This window comes from Phenylobacterium haematophilum (assembly GCF_014196295.1).
GTDB lineage: Bacteria > Pseudomonadota > Alphaproteobacteria > Caulobacterales > Caulobacteraceae > Phenylobacterium > Phenylobacterium haematophilum.
The window spans coordinates 413,909-433,075 of sequence record NZ_JACIDK010000003.1; the positions used below are offsets into that span (position 1 = coordinate 413,909).

The 19,167-nt window shown below is 68.4% G+C and carries 22 protein-coding genes; 12 read left to right on the forward strand and 10 right to left on the reverse strand.

Features of this window, described 5'->3' with window-relative positions; genetic code table 11:
* Positions 1–75: 75 nt before the first annotated feature.
* From GGQ61_RS12820 to GGQ61_RS12840, 5 genes are all read right to left on the reverse strand, one after another.
* Positions 76–1,506 carry an MFS transporter gene (locus tag GGQ61_RS12820; protein ID WP_183773360.1) on the reverse strand — a complete coding sequence of 477 codons (1,431 nt, stop codon included), beginning with the start codon at positions 1,504–1,506 and terminating at the stop codon, positions 76–78.
* A 337-nt stretch (positions 1,507–1,843) separates the two neighbouring features.
* Positions 1,844–2,749 carry an SDR family NAD(P)-dependent oxidoreductase gene (locus tag GGQ61_RS12825; RefSeq protein ID WP_183773361.1) on the reverse strand — a complete coding sequence of 302 codons (906 nt, stop codon included), beginning with the start codon at positions 2,747–2,749 and terminating at the stop codon, positions 1,844–1,846.
* 219 nt (positions 2,750–2,968) lie between these two features.
* Entirely contained in the window at positions 2,969–3,934 is a 966-nt protein-coding gene (locus GGQ61_RS12830) for an HlyD family secretion protein (protein ID WP_183773362.1), read from the reverse strand.
* Between the two features lie 6 nt (positions 3,935–3,940).
* Entirely contained in the window at positions 3,941–4,690 is a 750-nt protein-coding gene (locus GGQ61_RS12835; protein WP_183773363.1) for an ABC transporter ATP-binding protein, read from the reverse strand.
* Positions 4,687–5,829 carry an ABC transporter permease gene (locus GGQ61_RS12840; RefSeq protein WP_183773364.1) on the reverse strand — a complete coding sequence of 381 codons (1,143 nt, stop codon included), beginning with the start codon at positions 5,827–5,829 and terminating at the stop codon, positions 4,687–4,689. Before GGQ61_RS12840 ends, GGQ61_RS12835 begins: the two co-directional genes overlap by 4 nt.
* A 157-nt stretch (positions 5,830–5,986) precedes the next feature.
* Between GGQ61_RS12840 and GGQ61_RS12845 the strand changes: the two genes are divergently transcribed.
* On the forward strand, positions 5,987–8,059 hold the full coding sequence (locus GGQ61_RS12845) for a S46 family peptidase (RefSeq protein WP_246370827.1): 2,073 nt from the start codon (positions 5,987–5,989) through the stop codon (positions 8,057–8,059).
* Positions 8,060–8,149: 90 nt separating this feature from the next.
* Entirely contained in the window at positions 8,150–8,464 is a 315-nt protein-coding gene (locus tag GGQ61_RS12850) for a DUF6665 family protein (RefSeq protein WP_183773365.1), read from the forward strand.
* On the opposite strand, the gene GGQ61_RS12855 is transcribed toward GGQ61_RS12850, so the two are convergent.
* Positions 8,461–8,937: a MarR family winged helix-turn-helix transcriptional regulator gene (locus tag GGQ61_RS12855; RefSeq protein ID WP_183773367.1), complete on the reverse strand. Its 477-nt coding sequence runs from the start codon at positions 8,935–8,937 to the stop codon at positions 8,461–8,463. The genes GGQ61_RS12850 and GGQ61_RS12855 overlap by 4 nt on opposite strands.
* Positions 8,934–9,353: an organic hydroperoxide resistance protein gene (locus GGQ61_RS12860; RefSeq protein ID WP_183773369.1), complete on the reverse strand. Its 420-nt coding sequence runs from the start codon at positions 9,351–9,353 to the stop codon at positions 8,934–8,936. The genes GGQ61_RS12855 and GGQ61_RS12860 overlap by 4 nt, the downstream gene beginning before the upstream one ends.
* A 197-nt stretch (positions 9,354–9,550) precedes the next feature.
* Between GGQ61_RS12860 and GGQ61_RS12865 the strand changes: the two genes are divergently transcribed.
* Genes GGQ61_RS12865 through GGQ61_RS12875 form a run of 3 tightly spaced genes read left to right on the forward strand, consistent with a single transcriptional unit; the run spans position 9,551 to position 11,935 of the window.
* Entirely contained in the window at positions 9,551–10,828 is a 1,278-nt protein-coding gene (locus tag GGQ61_RS12865) for a NupC/NupG family nucleoside CNT transporter (protein ID WP_183773370.1), read from the forward strand.
* 31 nt (positions 10,829–10,859) lie between these two features.
* Positions 10,860–11,477, forward strand: coding sequence for a glutathione S-transferase family protein (locus GGQ61_RS12870; protein ID WP_183773371.1), 618 nt, complete (start codon positions 10,860–10,862; stop codon positions 11,475–11,477).
* Positions 11,474–11,935: a molybdopterin-dependent oxidoreductase gene (locus GGQ61_RS12875; RefSeq protein WP_183773372.1), complete on the forward strand. Its 462-nt coding sequence runs from the start codon at positions 11,474–11,476 to the stop codon at positions 11,933–11,935. Before GGQ61_RS12870 ends, GGQ61_RS12875 begins: the two co-directional genes overlap by 4 nt.
* Here GGQ61_RS12875 and GGQ61_RS12880 read toward each other — a convergent pair.
* The 3 genes from GGQ61_RS12880 to GGQ61_RS12890 are packed head-to-tail and all read right to left on the reverse strand — an operon-like array spanning position 11,932 to position 13,092.
* On the reverse strand, positions 11,932–12,333 hold the full coding sequence (locus tag GGQ61_RS12880; RefSeq protein WP_183773373.1) for a GNAT family N-acetyltransferase: 402 nt from the start codon (positions 12,331–12,333) through the stop codon (positions 11,932–11,934). The two genes, GGQ61_RS12875 and GGQ61_RS12880, sit on opposite strands and share 4 nt — an antisense overlap.
* 49 nt (positions 12,334–12,382) lie before the next feature.
* Positions 12,383–12,628 carry a hypothetical protein gene (locus GGQ61_RS12885; protein ID WP_183773374.1) on the reverse strand — a complete coding sequence of 82 codons (246 nt, stop codon included), beginning with the start codon at positions 12,626–12,628 and terminating at the stop codon, positions 12,383–12,385.
* A 2-nt stretch (positions 12,629–12,630) separates the two neighbouring features.
* Positions 12,631–13,092 (reverse strand): PaaI family thioesterase, encoded by a 462-nt coding sequence (locus GGQ61_RS12890; protein ID WP_183773375.1) that lies wholly within the window; start codon positions 13,090–13,092, stop codon positions 12,631–12,633.
* A 91-nt stretch (positions 13,093–13,183) separates the two neighbouring features.
* On the opposite strand from GGQ61_RS12890, the gene pcaF reads away from it, so the two are divergent.
* Genes pcaF through GGQ61_RS12925 form a run of 7 tightly spaced genes read left to right on the forward strand, consistent with a single transcriptional unit; the run spans position 13,184 to position 19,155 of the window.
* Entirely contained in the window at positions 13,184–14,392 is a 1,209-nt protein-coding gene (gene pcaF / locus GGQ61_RS12895) for a 3-oxoadipyl-CoA thiolase (protein WP_183773376.1), read from the forward strand.
* A 1-nt stretch (position 14,393) separates the two neighbouring features.
* The gene (locus GGQ61_RS12900) at positions 14,394–14,921 is read left to right on the forward strand and encodes a hypothetical protein (protein WP_183773378.1); all 528 of its coding nucleotides are present in this window, start codon (positions 14,394–14,396) and stop codon (positions 14,919–14,921) included.
* A 12-nt stretch (positions 14,922–14,933) separates the two neighbouring features.
* A complete protein-coding gene (locus GGQ61_RS12905; RefSeq protein ID WP_183773380.1) occupies positions 14,934–16,082 on the forward strand; it encodes an acyl-CoA dehydrogenase family protein in 1,149 nt (382 codons plus the stop codon).
* A gap of 2 nt (positions 16,083–16,084) precedes the next feature.
* Positions 16,085–16,375, forward strand: a complete 291-nt coding sequence (locus GGQ61_RS12910) for a DUF3253 domain-containing protein (protein WP_183773382.1) — start codon at positions 16,085–16,087, stop codon at positions 16,373–16,375.
* A 24-nt stretch (positions 16,376–16,399) separates the two neighbouring features.
* Positions 16,400–16,984 (forward strand): uracil-DNA glycosylase family protein, encoded by a 585-nt coding sequence (locus GGQ61_RS12915; RefSeq protein ID WP_183773384.1) that lies wholly within the window; start codon positions 16,400–16,402, stop codon positions 16,982–16,984.
* Positions 16,981–18,018: an alpha/beta hydrolase gene (locus tag GGQ61_RS12920; RefSeq protein WP_343056133.1), complete on the forward strand. Its 1,038-nt coding sequence runs from the start codon at positions 16,981–16,983 to the stop codon at positions 18,016–18,018. Before GGQ61_RS12915 ends, GGQ61_RS12920 begins: the two co-directional genes overlap by 4 nt.
* A gap of 60 nt (positions 18,019–18,078) precedes the next feature.
* On the forward strand, positions 18,079–19,155 hold the full coding sequence (locus tag GGQ61_RS12925; protein WP_183773386.1) for a Glu/Leu/Phe/Val dehydrogenase: 1,077 nt from the start codon (positions 18,079–18,081) through the stop codon (positions 19,153–19,155).
* Positions 19,156–19,167 lie beyond the last annotated feature (12 nt).

A 19,167-nucleotide genomic window follows, 5' to 3' on the forward strand; every position in this document is an offset into this window, starting at 1 on the left:
TCAGGCCCCGAAAAAATGAAGGGGCAGGGGTCAAAATGAAACCGGCCCGGACGAAACCGGGCCGGGGCAGTAGTGTTATCGACCCGCTTGGGGCGGGACCGCAATGGCTGCTTCAGCGGAGACGACCTCGATGATCGGGGTTTCGTCGTAGAGGGCGTCGCGTTCGTCCAGCTGGCGGCGGATCTCGCCGTGGCGCTTGGCGTCGAGGGCGTAGCCGATCATGCAGGCGCCGCCGAGCATCACGAACACCACCGGACCGATCAGGTAGGCGAGCTCAAGGTTGTGGATGGCCTCCGGGGTGTTCACCGCGCCTTCCTTGGCCTGGTAGCCGACCGCCTCAAGCACCAGGAAGGTCAGGCCGATCGAGAAGGCGCCAGCGATCTTCGAGGTCATGGTGGTGATGGCGTAGAGCAGGCCCGAGCGTTCCTTGCCCTGTTCGAGGCGCACCTCGTCGGCGATGTCGGCCGTCATGGCGCGGGTCAGGACGTTGAAGCCCGCGGCCAGGAAGCCGGCCATGAACATCGGGAAGATCGCGATCAGCATGTTCCCCTTGGGGATCGCCATCAGCGAGATCAGGATCAGCGAGTAGCCGGTGGTGGCGACCATCACCGCGCGGTGCTTGCTGATCATCATGGCCAGGCGCCCCATCATCGGCGCGCCGGCGAAGCCCGCCAGGATGTAAACGGCCAGCAGGATCGAGGCTTGGCCGGTGGTGAAGCCGCGGCTGTCGGTGAAGAAGAACAGGTAGAGGGCGCTCATCCAGCCCGGGCCCAGGGCCAGGCAGAGATCGGCGGCCAGGATGCGGGCCATGCTGGGCCGCGAGACCAGCGACCAGTAGTCGCGCAGCTTGAACTGGTGGCCGGGGACGTCCCGAGCGATCCGCTCCGGCGTGCGCCAGACCACCAGGCCGACGGCGATCGGGGTCAGGGCGAGGATAAACCAGCCCATGGTGGCGACGTTGCCGGAGTCGGGCAGGCCGCGGGCCTCGGCGATGATCGGGATGGCCAGCACGGCGGCCGCGCCCAGCACGCCGACCGCGGTCATGATGCCGAAGACGCGCGAGCGGTCGTTGTAGGCGGGGGCCAGGGTCGCGGCCCAGGCGGCGTGCGAGAGGCTGAGGATCGAGGTGCCCAGGTACATGACCAGCAGCCAGAAGATCAGATAGCCGATGCCGACGCCCTCGGCTGGCATGAACAGCCAGTACATCGAGGCCATCAGGAACGGCGCGCCGACCACGGTCCACAGCCGGTAGCGGCCCCACTTGGTGCGCGTCTTGTCCATCACCCAGCCCAGCAGGCCGTCGACCGGAATGTCGATCATCCGGACGATGAAGAAGGCTCCGCCGACGGCGGCGAGGCTGACGCCCAGGTGGCTGGCGTAATGTCGGGGCAGGTAGACCGCGACCGCGATGATCACCGCCTGGATCGGCAGGCTGGTCGCGGCGAACGCGAAGATGGTGGACAGCGGCAACGTGCTGGCGCGCGGAGCCGGCGAGGCCTGGGTCAAGGTTCGATTCTCCCTAGGGTGGGCGAGCCTCTGACGGGCCACCTCATGCCGTTAGGTTACGCGCGATCACCTAGGTGGCGGCAAGTGAATTCGTTGAAAGGGGCGCTGTTTGACGTCAGCCTCGCCTTGAGGAGTTCGGCGCGGCCGGCGCCGTGGCGCGTGCGAAGGCGCGTCGGCTCGCCCCGAACCCCGATGCGATCGACCTCGACGGACGACCACCCCGTCGGCAGAATCACCTTGTGGCGGGCCCAAGACGGGCCGGCCCAGAAAACGAAAACGGGCGGCCGTCCCGTGAGGAACGACCGCCCGCGCATTCGCGTCCGTCAGGTGCGGAAGCTTAGCCGCCTTGCAGCTTGCGGAAGAACTTGCCGCTCTGCTCGCCACCGGTGACGTAGGCCTGCTGGCCCGACGGGTCGGCGATCTTGGCCCAGTTGTCGCGGACTTCTTCGACCGACAGGCCGCCTTCGCCGAGGTAGACGCCCTCGGTTTCGTAGATGCGCGACAGGGCGAAGGCGCCGGCGCCGGCGGTCAGGATCGCGCCGGTGGGGGCTTCTTCCGAGGCCAGGTACACGACGCCCGGGGAGACGTATTCCGGCTTCAGCTTTTCAAGCACCTCGGCCGGCATCAGGTTCTCGGTCATGCGGGTGGCGGCGACCGGGCTGATGGCGTTGATGTGGATGTTGTTCTTCTGGCCTTCGAGCTTGATGGTGTTCATGAAGCCGATGATGCCGAGCTTGGCCGCCCCGTAGTTCGACTGGCCGAAGTTGCCGTACATGCCCGACGACGAGGTCGTCACGACGATGCGGCCGTAGTTCTGCTCCTTCATGATCTCCCAGACCGCCTTCACAGGCTTCACGGTGCCCATGAGGTGGACGTTCACGACCAGCTCAAAGTCGGCCATGTCCATCTTGGAGAACGACTTGTCGCGCAGGATGCCGGCGTTGGCGATCAGGATGTCGATGCGGCCCCAGGCGTCCATCGCCTGCTTGATCATCAGGGCGACGCCGGCGTCGTCGGTGACCGACGAGCCGTTGGAGATGGCTTCGCCGCCGGCGGCCTTGATCTCGGCGACCACGGCGTCGGCCGCGGCCGAGGAGCCGCCCGAACCGTCGACCGAACCGCCCAGGTCGTTGACGACGACCTTGGCGCCGCGACGGGCCAGCTCAAGGGCGTGCTGACGGCCCAGGCCGCCGCCCGCGCCGGTGACGATCGCGACTTTGCCGTCGAAGCGGATGTCCGCCATGAGAAGTCTCCCATCAAACAGGGGTTTGAAATTTCGCCGCGGTTTGTGCGGTGCGGGAGAGGGGACGTCAAGCGTTCCAAATCCTCCCCTGCTGAGGGAGGAGGATCGACGCGACGCATCGCGACGGAGGGGGACCGCTCTCGTCGCAGAGGAGCCAAAGTCTCCGTCAGTCAGCCTTTCGGCTGACAGCTCCGCCAGCGGGGGAGCAATTGCCTTGTGCTACCGCGCGGCCAGGGCCGCGGCGCCGTCGCGCATGAACTTCACCAGCACGCGCTGGCCGATCAGGAACGGGGCGCTGTCGGCGCTGACCACGACCTCGACGACGCGGTCGTCGGCGCGTTCGCTGGGATCGTCCGACTGCAGCTTGCGGGCGCCGAAGACGGCGGCGCGGCGCAGCACCTTGCCGTTGTAGATTTTGGTCGGCTCGGATTCCGGCGCGATCTGCACGGTCTGACCGATGGCGACGTGGGGCAGGGCGCTCTCGGCGATCTCGGCGCGGACGATGCGGGGGGCCTCCGGCTCGAGGTCGAACATGTTGGAGACGTTCAGGGTCGAGGCGCCGGCGCCCGGATTGGCGTAGCGGCGGGCGATGCGTCCGTCGGTCGGGGCGCGGATGATGGTCAGTTCGAGGTTGTAGCGGGCCTCCTCCAGCGCCGCCTGGGCGGTGGCGATGGCGGCGCGCTGGGCCTGGATGTTGGCCTGGGCTTCGCGGATCTTGTCGGCGGCCTGGTCGACCTTCTGGGCCGCGACGAAGTTGGTCGAGACCAGCCCTTGCAGGCGCTTATGTTCGCGCTCGGCGGCGGAGAGCTGGACCTGGTATTGGGCCATCTGGGCCCTGGCCTGTTCGACCGAGGCGGCGGCGCGGGCGGCGGCGAGCTTGGGCTCGTCGTCTTCCTGGCGGGCGAGAATCTGCCCCTTCACGACCTGGTCGCCTTCCTGGACATAGACCTCGCGCACGATGCCGGCCCGGCGGGCGGCGACCTGGATCATGCCGCCCTCGACGTCGGCCTTGCCGTTGGCGACGGCGACGAAGGGGCTCTTGGGCGCGGCGGCCGCGGCGGCCTTGGCCTCGGCGTCCTTCCTGGCCTTGGCCTGGCCCGACGCCATGACGGCGCCGCCGCCGAGCACGACGAGGGCGACGACGACCGCGATCTTGATGCGGTTGGATTTCACGAAGGCGAGCATGGTCTCTTAGGCTCCAACGAGCTCGGTATGGCTGACGGGGCCGGCAGGCTGGGACGGGCCGGTGCGGCGATCGTCCAGAATGCGTCCGTCTTCGATGTGGATGATGCGGTCGGCATAGGCCTCGAGCCGCGGGTCGTGGGTCACGCAGATGACCGCCGCGCCGTGCTCCTTGGCCGCGCGCTGCAGCAGCTTGATGACGATCTGGCCGTTCTCGCCGTCGAGGGCGCTGGTCGGTTCGTCGGCGAACAGCAGGCGCGGATCCTTGGCCAGGGCGCGGGCGATGGCGACGCGCTGCTTCTCCCCGCCGGAGAGTTCGGAGGGCCGCTGGTCGAGGCGGTGGCCGAGGCCGACCTCGGAGAGGGCCAGGGCGGCGCGGTCCTTGGCCTCGGACGGCGAGTAGCCCTTGTACTTGAGGATCGTGGTCACCTGCTGCAGGGCGCTGAGCGCGCCGAACAGGTTGAAGCCCTGGAAGATGAAGCCGCAGTGGTCGAGGCGGAACTTGTCGATCCTGCCGGGGCGCTGGCTCCAGAGATCCTCGCCCAAGGCGACGACCTGGCCTTCGTCCGGCCGCAGCAGGCCCGAGAGGCTGGCGATCAGGGTCGACTTGCCCGAGCCGGACGGGCCCATGACCATGGTCATTTCGCCGTGGCGGCAGTCGAAGTCGACGGACTTCAGCACCTCAATGTGGGTGCGGCCGGTCTTGAAGCGCTTGGTGAGGCCTTTTCCCTGGAGGGCGACGGCGTTGTCCGAGGTCATCGCAGCAGGTCCGCAGGTTGGCTCTTCTTGAGGATGCCGAGGGCCATCAGGCCGGAGGCCAGCGAGATCGCCATCAGCAGCAGGCCGACCGCCACGACCCAGCCGATCGGGAAGCCCATCGGCAGGCCGCCGCTGCGGGCCAGCATCGAGACGAGGAAGGTGAAGAGGGCGGTGGCGCCGAGGCCGACGACCCCGACCCAGAACGACAGCTCCAGCACGATCAGCCGCAGCGAGCCCATCGAGACGCCGAGCGCGCGCAGGGAGGCGAACTCCTTGATGTTGGCGAGGATGGCGCCGCGCAGGGTCTGCGACGTGATGCCGACCCCGATCAGAAAGCCGAGGAACACCGAGAAGCCGAGGAAGATGCCGATGATCTGCTCCTTCATCAGCGCGCTCTCGTTGGCCTTGGCGAGCTCGGCGCGGGTCCAGGCGCGGTAGGCGCCCTTGGCGTCGGCGTTGAGCTGGTCGCGGACGGCGGCGGCTTGGGCGGGATTGTTGACGCGGACCATCAGCGGGCCGGTCTTCTCGCCCTTTTCCATCATGCCCAGCCGGCGAAGGGTGTCGCGCGAGACGACGATCGAGGGCTGGTTGATGTCGGGATAGTTGTCGAGCAGGGCGCGCACGCGGACCGTCTTGCCGTTGACCGTGGCGGTGTCACCGAGCTTGACGCCGAGACGGCCCAGGCCCGAGCGGTCGATGGCGACGGCGTTCGGCTCCATCAGCGCGATGCGCACGCTTTCCGGGTAGTCGACCGGCAGGGTCAGGGCGCCCGGCTCGGTGTCGACCATGTTCACCTGCACGAAGGTGGTGACCTGCTTCTGGCCGTCCTTGGGCTGGTTGGTCCAGCGGCCGCCGCCGCCGTCGAAGCTGGCGACCTCGGCGACGTTGGGGTTGAGGTAGAGCTGCGGGCCGATGCGGCGTGGGAGGCTGGAAGGGCCTGAGTTGATGAGGCTTTCCGACTTGGCGGGCATGATCATCAGATCGGCGCGCGAGCGGTTGATCGTGGCCGTGGCGGCCTGGATCATGCCGGTGAACATGCCGACCTGGGCCAGGATCAGCAGGCCTGAAAAGGCGAGCGCGATCACCGCCGCCAGATAGCGGCGCCACTCGTAGATCAGGGTCGCTAGAGCCAATGACATGGGGCACTCCTCGCGCCCAGCATGTGCGGCCGACCGACGTTCGCGCCTAGTTAAATCGAGGTAAGGCGCGGCCTTGGCCGCTGGCCCGGCGGGAGGGCGGGTGTTACGGAGTTACATCTTGCGGCGCTCAGACGGCCGCCCTTTCAAGTTGGTGACGATGAATTCAGTGAAGTTCGGCGCGGGCCTTGGACTGGCCGCCGCGTTCTCGATCTCCGCCGCGCCGGCGCTGGCCGACGAAGGCATGTGGACCTACGACAATTTCCCCCTCGCCAAGGTCAACGAAGCCTATGGGCTGAAGCTTGACCAGAAGTGGCTGGACCGGATGCAGGGCGCCTCGGTGCGCCTGACCACCGGCTGTTCGGCCTCGCTGGTCTCGGGTTCGGGCCTGGTGCTGACCAACCACCACTGCGTGGTGGAGTGCGTCCAGGACCTGTCGTCGGGTGACAAGGACTACGTCAAGGACGGCTTCCTGACCGCCGCGCGCGAGGACGAGAAGAAGTGTCCGGGGATGCAGGCCGAAATCCTGACCTCTATCACCGACGTGACCAAGGACATCCAGGCGGCCGGCGCCGGCAAGACCGGCCAGGACTATGTCCGCGCGCGAGAGGCGGCGATGGCGGCGGCCGAGCAGGCCGCCTGCGAGGGCGATCCCAACGTCCGCTGCCAGGTGATCACGCTGTACCGCGGGGGGCAGTTCAAGCTCTACAAGTACCGCAAGTACGCCGACGTGCGGCTGGTGTTCGCGCCGGAGTTCGCGACGGCGTTCTTCGGCGGCGACCCGGACAACTTCAACTTCCCCCGCTTCAACCTCGATGTCGGCTTCGTGCGCCTGTACGAGAACGGCAAGCCGGCGACGACGCCGACCCACCTGACCTGGGTTAGCCGCGCGCCGCAGGAAGGCGAAGCGACGTTCGTGTCCGGCAATCCGGGCTCGACCAACCGCCTGATGACGGTCTCGCAGCTTGAGACCCTGCGCGACCTCACCATCCCGGTCGGGCAGCTGCAGCGCTCGGAGATCCGCGGCCGCCTGGCGCAGTTCGGCCAGGAGAGCGCCGAGCACAAGCGCATCGCCACCGACCCGCTGTTCGGCATCGAGAACAGCTTCAAGGTGTTCTACGGCCAGCAGTCGGCCCTGAACGACAAGGCGTTCATGGACGCCAAGCGCGCCCAGGAAGCCGAGCTGAAGACCAAGGTGGCCGCCGATCCGAAGCTGGCCGCCGAGATCGGCGATCCGTGGGGCGACATCGCCAAGGCGCAGGCCGCCTACGCCAACAACTACCTGCGCTATCGCCAGATCGAGGGCGGCGCGGCCTATTCGAACCTTTACTACTACGCCCAGACCCTGGTCCGCGCCGCGCAGGAGCGTGAGAAGCCGAGCGCCGAGCGGCTGGCCGAATACGCCGACACGCGCCTGCCTCTGGTCGAGAAGAAGGTGCTGGACGCCAAGCCGGTCGATGCGGAGCTGGAGGAGGTCTACCTGGCCTTCTGGCTGTCGAAGACCCGCGAGTATCTGACCACCGACGATGCGGCCGTGAAGACCCTGCTGGGCAAGGAAAGCCCGGAGGGCCTGGCCAAGCGCGCGGTCGCCGGCTCCAAGCTGGCCGATCCGGCGGCGCGCAAGGCGCTGTGGGACGGGGGCCTGGCGGCGATCAAGGCCTCGGACGATCCGATGATCCAGCTGGTGCTGCGCAACGACCCGGCCGCGCGCGCCGTGCGCAAGGTCTGGGAGACCGAGGTCCAGGGGCCGACCGATGCGGCGGCCGAGCGCGTCGCCCGCGCCAAGTTCGCGGCCTACGGCGATGCGGTCTATCCGGACGCGACCTTCAGCCTGCGGCTGTCCTACGGCAAGGTCGCCGGATGGAGCTATCGCGGCGTGACCGTGCCTTCGATGACCAACTTCGCGGGCCTGTACGACCGGGCGACCGGAGCCGAGCCCTACAAGCTGGCGCCGCGCTGGGTCGAGGCCCAGGCGAAGGTCAATCCGGCCACGGTCTACAACTTCGTCACCACCAACGACATCATCGGCGGCAACTCCGGCTCGCCGGTGGTGAACGCCAAGGGCGAGGTGCTGGGCGCGGCCTTCGACGGCAACATCCACTCGCTGGGCGGCGCCTTCGGCTATGACGGCTCGATCAACCGCACGGTGGTGGTCGCCACCTCGGCGGCGACCGAAGCGCTGACCAAGGTCTACGGCCGGACGGCGCTGGTGAAGGAACTGACCGGGAAGTAGGGGCGCTGTTTTCCTCCCCTGCTGTGCGGGGGAGGAAAAGGGGCGCTTTTCCGCGCTTGCCGCCGGCTGCGCGCGCCTCATATTGGGGGGATGTCCAGTCTCCGCCTGCCGCAGGGATCGACGTCGCCGCTGTTCAAGACCGGCGCGAGCATCCTCGACTACGAGATCCAGGAAGAGCGCGGCTATGCGCTCGGGCGGGCCGGAGAGCGGGTCGAGCGGGCGCTCGCGGCGCTGAAGGCGTTCGAGGGGCCGGACGAGGTTCGCGCGCCGCTGTTGAAAGAGGCCGCGACGGCGGTCTGGTACTATTTCATCCAGCGAGAAGCCTGCGGCATCCGTAATCAGAAGCCGGCCATCGAGCACTACGGCATTCCGCGCGAAGTGCTGATGCGGCTGGGCGCGCGCTAGGCCTTCATCCGCCGCGCCAGGTCCTGCAGGGTCGTGCGCAGGTCGACGATTTCATCGAGCGGCAGATGCAGCTGGCAGGCGAGGGCGGCCGGCACCTCGGCGGCCTTCTCGCGCAGGGCGCGGCCGGCGTCGGTCAGATCGATCTGCACCTTGCGTTCGTCCTGGGCGTCGCGGCGGCGGGTGACGAAGCCGGCCGCCTCGAGCCGCTTGAGCAACGGGGTGAGGGTGCCGGAGTCGAGATCCAGCGCCTGGCCCAGCGCCTTGACGGTGCGCGGCGCGGTCTCCCACAGCGCCATCATCACCAGGTACTGCGGATAGGTCAGGCCCAGCGGTTCGAGCAGCGGGCGATAGGCCCGCGTGACCAGCCCGCTCGCGGCGTAGAGCGCAAAGCAGAGCTGGTTGTCGAGGGCCAGCAGATCGCCGGCCGCGGGTGCGGCCGGCGTCCTCGGCGAAGATTTGGTCTTGGCGGTCATTCAGCTCGCACAGATATCGCAACATCGACGTTGCCGCGAATGGCGTTCGAATAAGGGCAGACCTGGTGGGCGGCGGCGACCAGGGCTTCGGCCGCGGCCTGGTCCAGCCCTTGGGTCTCGGCGTCGAGCGCCACGCCTAGCTTGAAGCCGCCTTCGGCGCGCGGATGCAGTTCGACGGTGGCGGTGACCGCCGCGCCCTTCAGCGGGATCTTCTGCTGGCCGGCGATGTAGCGGACGGCGTTCTCGAAACAGGCGGCGTAGCCGGCCGCGAACAGCTGCTCGGGATTGGTCCCGCCGCCCTTGCCGCCCATCTCGCGGGGGAGCGCCAGGTCGAGGCTGAGCAGGCCGTCCTGGGATTCGACATGGCCGGCGCGGCCGCCGACAGCGCGGGCCTGAGTGGCGTAGAGAGCGGTCATTTGATTATCTCCAATTCAATTGTGCACAATTAAATATGACGCTATGCGACTTCGTCAAGGGGCGACGTGCGGACGCGACGCTGCGTGCGCTTGCATGACCCTGCCCCGCCGTAGTCAATAGCGCGAGAATTCCTGCGCGAGTCCGCGCGGACCTGAGGAAGTTTGGACGCCGCGAAAGCGGAGTCCGGGGGCCATGCATGTTTCGTCCTGAGAACGCCCAGAGCCTGGCCGGCCTGGGCTTTGTGATCGCCGTCTGCTGGGCGCTCTCGGAAAACAAAAAGGCCTTCCCCTGGCGCCTGGCGCTGGGCTCCGTCGCCGTGCAGATCGGGCTGATCCTGCTGCTGTTCGGGCTGCCCGGCGCGCAGGCGGTGATTGAGACGATCAACCGCGGGGTCGACGGTCTGGCCGCCGCGACCGCGACCGGCACCCAGTTCGTGTTCGGCTACATGGGCGGGGGCGAGCAACCCTACGAGGTGACCAACTCCGGCGCGCTGTTCGTCTTCGCGTTCCAGGTGCTGCCGCTCATCCTCGTGATCTCGGCGCTTTCGGCGCTGCTCTGGCACTGGGGCATCCTGAAGTGGATCACCCGCGGCTTCGGGCTGCTGTTCCAGAAGACCATGGGCCTGGGCGGAGCCTCGGCTCTGGCGGTGGCGGTGAACATCTTCCTGGGCATGATCGAGAGCCCGATCGTCATCCGCGCCTATCTCGACAAGCTGACCCGCTCGGAGCTGTTCCTGATGATGGTGGTCGGCCTTGCGACGGTGGCCGGCTCGACCATGGTCGCCTATGCGACGATCCTGAAGACGGTGCTGCCGAACGCCGCCGCGCACGTGCTGGTCGCCTCGATCATCTCGGCCCCGGCCGGCATCCTGCTGGCCAAGATCATGATCCCCGAGAAGCCTGGGCAGGGAGGGCTCTACGCGGACTATTCCTCGTTGCTGAAGTACGACAGCTCGATCGACGCGATCAGCAAGGGCACGATGGACGGCCTGACCGTGGTGCTGAACATCTCAGCGATCCTGATCGTGTTCGTGGCCTTCGTGGCCATCGGCAACGCGCTGCTCTCGGTGCTGCCGGTGGTCGGCGGCGAGCCGATCACCATCGAGCGCATCCTGGGCCTGGTGTTCTCGCCGCTGGCCTGGGCCATGGGCGTGCACTGGGACGAGGCGCTGAAGGCCGGCTACCTGCTGGGCGTGAAGCTGATGCTGACCGAGTTCATCGCCTTCATCCAGCTGGGCTCGGTGCCGGCCGGCGAAATGACCGAGCGCACGCGGATGATCCTGACCTATGCGCTGTGCGGCTTCGCTAACGTGGGGTCAGTCGGGATAACCGTGACCGGCATGGGCGTCTTGATGCCCGAGCGGCGCAACGAGATCATCGGCATGGTCTGGAAGGCGCTGATCGCCGGCTTCCTGGCCACCTGCATGACCGGGGCGCTGGTCGGCGCCATGCCGCGGGAACTGTTCGGACAATAGGGCGGCCGCCAGAGCCGCGGGAGGATCAGGGATGAAGCTCTACGACACGGCGATGGCTCCCAACCCGCGGCGGGTCCGCTGGTTCATGGCCGAGAAGGGCATAGGCGACATCGAGATCGTCCAGCTCAACCTGATTCAGGGTCAGCACAAGCAGGCCGACTACCTGGCCAAGGCCGGGCTGCCGAACGTTCCCGCGCTGGAGCTGGACGACGGCACGACGATCACCGAGTCCCTGGCCATCTGCCGCTACCTGGAAGCCCGCTATCCGGAGCCGAACCTGTTCGGGCGCACGCCGGAGGAGGCCGCGGTCGTGGAGATGTGGACCCGCCGGGCCGAGATGCTGGTCGCCAACCCTTTCATGCTGGGCGTACGTCACACCCATCCGGCGCTGGCCGCGCTCGAAGCGCCCAATCCGCCGGTCGGCGAGTACAACAAGGAGATCGGCCTGAAGGGGCTGAAGGTGCTCGATCGCCGGCTCGGCGAGAGCGAATGGCTGGCCGGAGAGCGGCTGACCATCGCCGACATCATCGCCTTCATCGGCATCGACTTCACGCGGATGATCAAGTTGCCGATCCCTGAAGAGCTGACCAATCTGCACCGCTGGGCCGACGCCATGCGCAGCCGCCCGGCGGCGAAGGCGGCGATGTGAGGAGCCTGGCTTTCGCCCTCGCCCTGGCCGCGGCGCCGTTCGCCGCGAGCGCTGCGGAGTTGACGATCCAGCCGCCCGGCGGGGCGGCCAAGGTGCTGACGCAGGCCGATCTGGAAGGCCTGCCGCGCGAGAGCGTCGAGCTGGGCGCCAAGACCTATGAGGGTCCGATCCTGGCCTACGTGCTGCGGGCCGGCGGCATGCCGGTCGGGGCCAAGCTGCACGGCGATCCGCTGCGAGCCTATGCGGTGGTCAGCGGCAAGGACGGCTTCAAGGCGGTCTATTCGTTGGCCGAGCTGGACCGCGACTATCACGCGGGCACGGTGATCCTGGCCGACAAGGTCGACGGGGCGCCGCTGGACGACAAGGCCGCGCCTTGGCGGCTGGTGCTGTCGGAAGACAAGAAGGCCTGGCGCAGCGTCTACGGCGTCACCAAGATCGAGGCGACGATCGTTCCCTAGGCGCGGCTCGCCCAGGCCTTGCGAGTGACGGACAGCTTGTCGCCGGTCTCGTCGCTGGAATAGGGCGCAAAGCCTTCGCGCACGTAGATGTGGCGGGCGCGGTGGTTCTCGGGCCGCACGTGCAGCTTCACCGCCTGGGCCGGCGTGTTGGCGAAGATCCAGTCGACGGCGGCGCGGAAGAGAGCGCTGCCTGCGCCTTCGCTCGTCTGCCCGACGGCGATGCGGCGCAGCAGCACCACCTTGGCGGTGAACTCCTGGATGATCACGAAGCCGACGAGGCCGCCATCGCGGCGATAGCCGAGATAGCGGGCGTCGGGCGAGGCTAACTCGGCCGCGTGCTCGTCCGCGCTGAACTGGCCGATGAAGGCGTCGTAGCCGGGCAGGCGCTCGATACGCATGACCTCGGCGATGTCGGCCGGCGTCAGCGGAACGAGCCGGGCCAGGGCGCTAGTCCTTCAGGGCCCGCAGGATCGAGCGGACCCCGAAGGCGCTGAGCACGCCGGTCATGATGCAGATGACGATCTCCATCGAGAGATCGACCACCTGGTTCGGCGAGGTCGCGCCGCGCGTCCCGCTCATCGCCGCGAACATGATCAGGTCCATGACGAAGAACAGGAAGATCGGTCCGGCGATCAGGACCATCAGCGCCGAGGGCGCGATCTTCTTGGCGATGGCCGCGTCGAGCTTCTTCATGGTCAGGTCCGGGGCTTGGTCTTCTTGATGATCGCCGAGAAGTTCATCACCGGCTCGCCGCCGGTGGTGATCAGGCCGCGGACGAACACCATGCTGCGGGCGGCCTTGACCACCTCGCCGCGGCACTCGACCAGCGAGCCGACCGGCACGGCGCCGACGAAGTCGCCGTTGAACTGGGCGGTGACGCTGCGGCTGTCCTGCAGGTCGTCGCGGGCGATCACGAACAGGCAGTAGTCGGCGAAGGTCATGATCGCGCCGCCGTGCATGAAGCCGCCGCCGTTCATGTGGTGCTTCTCCGCGCGCATGGCGCACACCCGTTGGCCGGTCTCGTCGACGCGGTAGTAGAACGGTCCGGCGTGATCCTCGAACGGGTCGCTGCCGTACTGCACCCAGCCGGCCCACTCGCCGTCTTTCACGACCTGGTGCTTCCAGCCGCCGATTTCGAGTTCTTCGCCGCCGTCCATTCCCGTCCCCTGACCCCTATGAAGGGTTTGCCCGCCGCAGTCCCAGTCACTAGTTTGCGGCCCGAAGCGAACTAGGCGGCGGGGACACGCGATGCAAGGCCGGACTGTCTTTCTCTGCGGGGGTCTGCGCACGCCGATCGGCCGTTACGCCGGAGCCCTGTCGAAGGTGCGGGCGGACGATCTGGCCGCCCATCCGCTCAAGGCCCTGATGGCCGCCTATCCCAAGCTGGACTGGGGGCTGGTCGACGAGGTGATCTATGGCTGCGTCAATCAGGCTGGCGAGGACAACCGTAATGTCGCGCGCATGGCGCTGTTGCTGGCCGGGATGCCGGAAAGCGTTCCGGGCCTGACCGTCAACCGGCTCTGCGCCTCGGGCCTGGACGCGGTGATCGCCGGAGCGCGGGCCATCGCCTCTGGCGACGCGGACCTGATCGTCGCCGGCGGGGTCGAGAGCATGAGCCGCTCGCCGTTCGTCATGGCCAAGCCGGACTCTGCGTTCTCGCGCAGCCCGGAGATCTACGACACCACCATCGGCTGGCGGTTCGTGAACCCGGCGATGAAGAAGGCCTATGGCGTCGACGCCATGCCCGAGACCGCCGAGAACGTCGCCACCGACTACCAGATCAATCGCGAGGACCAGGACGCCTTCGCCCAGCGCAGCCAAGCCCGCGTCGGCGCGGCCCGCGCCGCTGGCTTCTTCGACGGCGAGATCGCGCCGGTGACCATCAAGGACCGCAAGGGCGAGGTGGTGGTGGCGCAGGACGAGCATCCGCGCCCGGACACCAGCCTGGAGGCGCTGGGCGCGCTGAAGCCGATCGTCCGCGAGGACGGCACGGTGACCGCGGGCAACGCCTCGGGCGTCAACGACGGGGCCGCGGCGCTGCTGCTGGCCAGCGCCGAGATGGTCGAGAAGCTTGGCCTCGAGCCGCTGGCCCGGATCCAGGGCGGAGCGGCCGGCGGCGTCGCGCCGCGCATCATGGGCGTCGGCCCGATCCCGGCGGTCGAGAAGCTGACCGCGCGCCTGGGGATCAAGGTCGGCGACTTCGACGTCGTCGAACTGAACGAGGCCTTCGCGGCCCAGGCCCTGGCCTGCACCCGCGCCTGGGGCCTGGCCGACGACGCCGCCCACGTGAACGCTCATGGCGGGGCGATCGCCATCGGCCACCCGCTGGGCGCCTCGGGCGCACGCATCGCGCTGACCGCGGCGCGCACGCTGAAGCTGAATGGCGGCGAGCGCGCCCTGGCGACCATGTGCGTCGGGGTGGGACAGGGCTCGGCCCTGGCGCTGGCGCGCGCCTGACATGCGGCTCGTGGCCATTGCGGCGCTTGGCGCCTGGCTGGCGGCCGGAACCGCCCAGGCCCAGCTGCCGACCATTCCGGTCGAGGCGCTGACGGCGGCGGGGCTCGACCCGCACACCAAGGTCGACGGCGGTCTGGTGCAGGTGATGACCGGTCAGCGGGCGGTGATCCGCCTGGATGACGCCGGCCAGCCGACGCTGGACGACGTCGAGGTCGGCCGGGTCGGCATGGCGAGCGCCGACGGCAAGGAAACCTACAAGGGCGCGGGGGCAGGCAAGCTGGCCTTCGCGCTCGACGCCTCGGTCGAAAAGCGCCAGTCGGTCCTGAAGATCTGGAACGGGCTGACCCGTCCGGTGGCTTATGAAGCCGAGATCACCGCCCTGCGCGGCGGCAAGCTGATGAAGCGGATGAGCACGATCTGCACGGTCCCGGCCGGCGCCGTGGGCTATGAGGTCTGGCCCGATCCGGTTATCAGCGTCACCCTCTCCAAGTTCGCCGAGACCCCGGCGGACCAGCACGTCTGCCAATAGCCGAGACTTCCCATGGCCCTCGACCTCGAAACCCGCGAGCAACTCATCGACACCGTCCGCCGGTTCGTCACCGAACGGCTGCGGCCGCTGGAGGCCAGGGTCTCCGAGGACGACGCCATTCCGGCTGAGGTCATCGACGAGATGAAGGGCCTTGGACTGTTCGGCTTGTCGATCCCAGAGGAATTCGGCGGCCTGGACCTGTCGATGGAGGACGAGTGCCTGGTCGGGGTCGAGCTGGGCCGCACCAGCCCGGCCTTCCGCTCGGCGTTCGGCACCAATGTCGGCATCGGCAGCCAGGGGCTGGTGATGTTCGGCACCGAGGCTCAGAAGGCCAAGTATCTGCCGGGCATCGCCTCGGGCGAGATCATCACCTCGTTCGCCCTGACCGAGCCGGAAGCCGGCTCCGACAGCGCCAACGTCCAGACCACCGCCATCCGCGACGGCGACGTCTATGTGCTGAACGGCACCAAGCGCTTCATCACCAACGCCAACAAGGCCGACCTGTTCACGGTCATGGCCCGCAGCGACCCCGGCAAGGCCGGCGGCGGCGGGGTCAGCGCCTTCCTGGTCGAGCGGAACCTGCCGGGCCTGTCGGTCGGCAAGCCCGAGAAGAAGATGGGCCAGCAGGGCGCGCACATCTGCGACGTGATCTTCGACAATGTCCGGGTGCCGGTCGAGAACCGCCTGGGCAATGAGGGCGAAGGCTTCAAGGTCGCCATGCAGGTGCTGGACCGCGGGCGGCTGCACATCTCCGCGGTCTGCATCGGCGTGGCCGAGCGGCTGCTGGCCGATTGCGTGGCCTATGCGACCGAGCGCAAGCAGTTCGGCCAGGCGATCTCGAACTTCCAGCTGGTCCAGGGAATGATCGCGGACTCCAAGACCGAGGCGCTGGTCGCCAAGGCGATGACCATGGAGACCGCCCGCAAGCGCGACGCCGGCCAGAGCGTGACCATGGAAGCCGCCGCGGCCAAGTACTTCGCCTCGGAGATGGTCGGCCGCGTCGCCGACCGCGCGGTGCAGATCTTCGGCGGCGCCGGCTATGTCGCCGATCACGGCATCGAGCGCTTCTATCGCGACGTGCGGATCTTCCGGATCTACGAGGGCACCAGCCAGATCCAGCAGGTGGTCATCGCCCGAGAAACCCTGAAGCGGGGCGGCTGATCATGAGCGCCGACATGGAAGCGGTGATCTTCGACGTGCTGGGCAAGCTTGCGCCCGGCAAGTCGGCCTCGTCGGAAGAGGTGGCCCGCGCCGCCGACAACGAGAACTGGCGGCGGCTGACGGGCCATGTGCGCAATACCGCGCGCGGCCTGGCCCGCCAGGGCAAGATCGTCATCACGCGCCACGGCAAGCCGGCGGACCCTGAGAAGTTCAAAGGCGTCTATCGCCTGCGCCTGCCGCTGGAGGGCGAAGTGGTCGCAGCCCCGCCAGCTGCAGGCGACGTGGACGAGTAAGGCGCCGGGCCCCATATCGGGCCGATGAGCCTTTCGGCCGTTCTTGACGACATCGCCGCCTGCCGGGCCTGCGCCGGCGAGCTGCCGCATACGCCGCGGCCGGTGGTGTTCGTGCGCCCGGAGGTCCGGCTGCTGATCGCCGGCCAGGCGCCGGGCCGGCGCGTGCACGAGAGCGGCCTGCCGTTCACGGATGCGTCAGGCGATCGGCTGCGCCAGTGGATGGGGATCGACGCGGCGACGTTCTACGGGCGGCCCGAGATCGGCGTCGCAGCGATGGCGTTCTGCTTTCCCGGGACCAATCCGAAGGGCGGCGACTATCCGCCGCCGCGACGCTGCGCCCAGCTCTGGCGGCCGCAGTTGCTGGCCGAGCTGCCGAAGGTGGAGCTGACGCTGCTGGTGGGTAGCTACGCGCAGGACTGGGCGCTCGGCGCCCGCGCAAAGGGCAACATGACAGAGACGGTGCGGGCTTGGCGCGACTATGCGCCGGACTATCTGCCGATGCCGCACCCATCCTGGCGAAACACCGGCTGGCTGAAACGGAACCCCTGGTTCGAGGCTGAGGCGGCGCCCTATCTTCGCCAAAGGGTTTTGGAGATTTTGGGCTCGTGAAACGCCTCGTCGCCATCGCCGTCGCCCTGATGCTGAGCGCCTGCACGCCGTTGATGGTGCAGCAGGCCGGCGCGCCGCCGAGCGGGTTTCAGGGGCCGCGGCTGGAGCAGGACGCCTTCGTCTCGTTCGACGGCGCCCGCCTGGGCCTCAGCCGCTGGGAAGCACGGGGCGATCCTCAGGCGGTGGTCGTCGCGCTGCACGGCATGAACGACTACGCCAACGCCTTTCACCTGGCCGCGCCGTACTGGGCGCAGAACGGCGTCACCACCTACGCCTTCGATCAGCGTGGGTTCGGGCGCTCGCCCAACCGCGGCATCTGGGGCGGCGACGAACTGATGATCAACGACCTGCGGACGATGGTCTCAGTGGTGCGGATGCGTCATCCGGGCGTGCCGCTGATCGTCGCCGGCGAGAGCATGGGCGGGGCCGTGGCGATCGAGGCGTTTGCTTCCGACGTGCCGCCCGACGCCGACCGGCTGATCCTGATGGCGCCGGCGGTCTGGGGCTGGTCGAACCAGCCCCTGCCCTACAAGACCATGCTGTGGCTGGCCTCGCGCTTCACCGCCGCCAAGGTCTACGAGCCGCCGCGCTGGCTGACCAGCCGGGTGAAGCCGACCGATAATCACGAGGAACTGGTCGCCATGGGCCGCGACCCGCTGATGGTGTGGGGCGCGCGCTCGGACACGCTCTACGGCCTGGTGGCGATGATGGAGCGGGCCTGGGCCGGTACAGGGCAGATCAAGGTCCCGACCCTCTACATCTACGGCGCCAACGACGAGATCATTCCGGAGAAGCCGTCTTTCCAGGCCGCTAGCAAGCTCAAGCCGACCGACCGTTCGGCCTACTACGCCAAGGGCTGGCACCTGATGACCCGCGACCGCCAGGGGCCGGTGGTGTGGGCCGACCTGCTGTCGTTCATCAAGACGCCGCAGGCGCCGCTGCCGTCCGGCGCGCCGACCATTCCGGGTTCGCCGACCCAACCCAACGCGCCGATCAACGCCGAGGCGGCGGCGCGACTTAGAGCAGGCTTGTGACGCGCCGGGGAGGGGCGTAAGGCGAGACAAGCTCTTCCAGTTCGAGGCTTAGACCGCAGCATGACCTTGTTCGATTCTCCCGCGTTCGAGGGTCACGAAGGCGTTCATGCGTTCTTCGATGAAAAAACCGGCCTCAAGGCCATTGTCGCGGTTCATTCGACGGCCCGCGGGCCCGCTGCGGGCGGCTGCCGGATGTGGCCCTACGCCAGCGCCGAGGCCGCGCTGGAGGACGCCCTGCGGCTGTCGCGGGCGATGTCCTACAAGAACGCCATGGCCGACCTGGAGCTGGGCGGCGGCAAGTCGGTGATCATCGGCGACAGCCGGACCATGAAGACCCCGGCGCTGTTCGAGGCGTTCGGCCGCGCGATCGAGGCGCTGAACGGCGTCTATTGGACGGCCGAGGACGTCGGCGTCTCGCCTGTCGATCTGGGCTATGCGCGCAGGGAGACCCGCTATGTCGCCGGCCTGGAAGGACATCCGGCCGCTTCGGGCGATCCGAGCCCGGTCACCGCCGAGGGCGTGTTCCGCGGCGTGCGGCTGGCGGTGCGCCGCGGTCTGAACCGTGAGCTGGACGGTGTCACCGTCGCCATCCAGGGCGTCGGCCATGTCGGCGCCTATCTGGCAGAGAAACTGCACGCGGCCGGCGCCAAGCTGATCATCACCGACGTCAACGAAGAGGCGCTGACGCAGGTGGCGGCGCTCACCGGGGCGGCTATCGTGGCGCCGGGGGCGATCTTTGACGCGCAGGCCGACGTCTTTGCGCCGTGCGCCCTGGGCGGGGCGATCAACGAGAGCACCCTGCCGCGGCTGAAGGCGAAGATCATCGCCGGCGGCGCCAACAACCAGCTGGCGACGCCCGAGATCGGCCGCGAAGTGTTCGCGCGCGGGATCCTCTACACGCCCGACTACGTGATCAACGGCGGGGGCATCATCAACGTCGCCGGCGAGATCCGGGCCCTGGAGCGCGGCGAGGCGTTCGACCAGGCCTGGGTCGAGGCCAAACTCGATCGCCTGACGCTGACGCTGGAAGAGGTGCTCGACCGCGCCGCGTCGGAGGGGCGGCCGAGCGACCAAGTCGCCAACGAGATGGCCAAGGCGCGCATCGCCCAGGCCGCCGCCAGCAAGATGGCGGCTTAGGGAGCGCCTTTG

Coding starts and splice junctions, on each gene's coding strand:
- GGQ61_RS12885 (WP_183773374.1), bottom strand. CDS start 12,628: ATGAAGAAGCTCGACGCGGCCATCGCCAAGAAGATCGCGCCCTCGGCG.
- GGQ61_RS12835 (WP_183773363.1), bottom strand. CDS start 4,690: ATGACCTCGGACAACGCCGTCGCCCTCCAGGGAAAAGGCCTCACCAAG.
- GGQ61_RS12870 (WP_183773371.1), top strand. CDS start 10,860: ATGAAGCTCTACGACACGGCGATGGCTCCCAACCCGCGGCGGGTCCGC.
- GGQ61_RS12925 (WP_183773386.1), top strand. CDS start 18,079: ATGACCTTGTTCGATTCTCCCGCGTTCGAGGGTCACGAAGGCGTTCAT.
- GGQ61_RS12840 (WP_183773364.1), bottom strand. CDS start 5,829: ATGTCATTGGCTCTAGCGACCCTGATCTACGAGTGGCGCCGCTATCTG.
- GGQ61_RS12910 (WP_183773382.1), top strand. CDS start 16,085: ATGAGCGCCGACATGGAAGCGGTGATCTTCGACGTGCTGGGCAAGCTT.
- GGQ61_RS12825 (WP_183773361.1), bottom strand. CDS start 2,749: ATGGCGGACATCCGCTTCGACGGCAAAGTCGCGATCGTCACCGGCGCG.
- GGQ61_RS12830 (WP_183773362.1), bottom strand. CDS start 3,934: ATGCTCGCCTTCGTGAAATCCAACCGCATCAAGATCGCGGTCGTCGTC.
- GGQ61_RS12865 (WP_183773370.1), top strand. CDS start 9,551: ATGTTTCGTCCTGAGAACGCCCAGAGCCTGGCCGGCCTGGGCTTTGTG.
- GGQ61_RS12850 (WP_183773365.1), top strand. CDS start 8,150: ATGTCCAGTCTCCGCCTGCCGCAGGGATCGACGTCGCCGCTGTTCAAG.
- GGQ61_RS12860 (WP_183773369.1), bottom strand. CDS start 9,353: ATGACCGCTCTCTACGCCACTCAGGCCCGCGCTGTCGGCGGCCGCGCC.
- GGQ61_RS12890 (WP_183773375.1), bottom strand. CDS start 13,092: ATGGACGGCGGCGAAGAACTCGAAATCGGCGGCTGGAAGCACCAGGTC.
- GGQ61_RS12855 (WP_183773367.1), bottom strand. CDS start 8,937: ATGACCGCCAAGACCAAATCTTCGCCGAGGACGCCGGCCGCACCCGCG.
- GGQ61_RS12900 (WP_183773378.1), top strand. CDS start 14,394: ATGCGGCTCGTGGCCATTGCGGCGCTTGGCGCCTGGCTGGCGGCCGGA.
- pcaF (WP_183773376.1), top strand. CDS start 13,184: ATGCAAGGCCGGACTGTCTTTCTCTGCGGGGGTCTGCGCACGCCGATC.
- GGQ61_RS12915 (WP_183773384.1), top strand. CDS start 16,400: ATGAGCCTTTCGGCCGTTCTTGACGACATCGCCGCCTGCCGGGCCTGC.
- GGQ61_RS12845 (WP_246370827.1), top strand. CDS start 5,987: ATGAATTCAGTGAAGTTCGGCGCGGGCCTTGGACTGGCCGCCGCGTTC.
- GGQ61_RS12905 (WP_183773380.1), top strand. CDS start 14,934: ATGGCCCTCGACCTCGAAACCCGCGAGCAACTCATCGACACCGTCCGC.
- GGQ61_RS12880 (WP_183773373.1), bottom strand. CDS start 12,333: ATGCGTATCGAGCGCCTGCCCGGCTACGACGCCTTCATCGGCCAGTTC.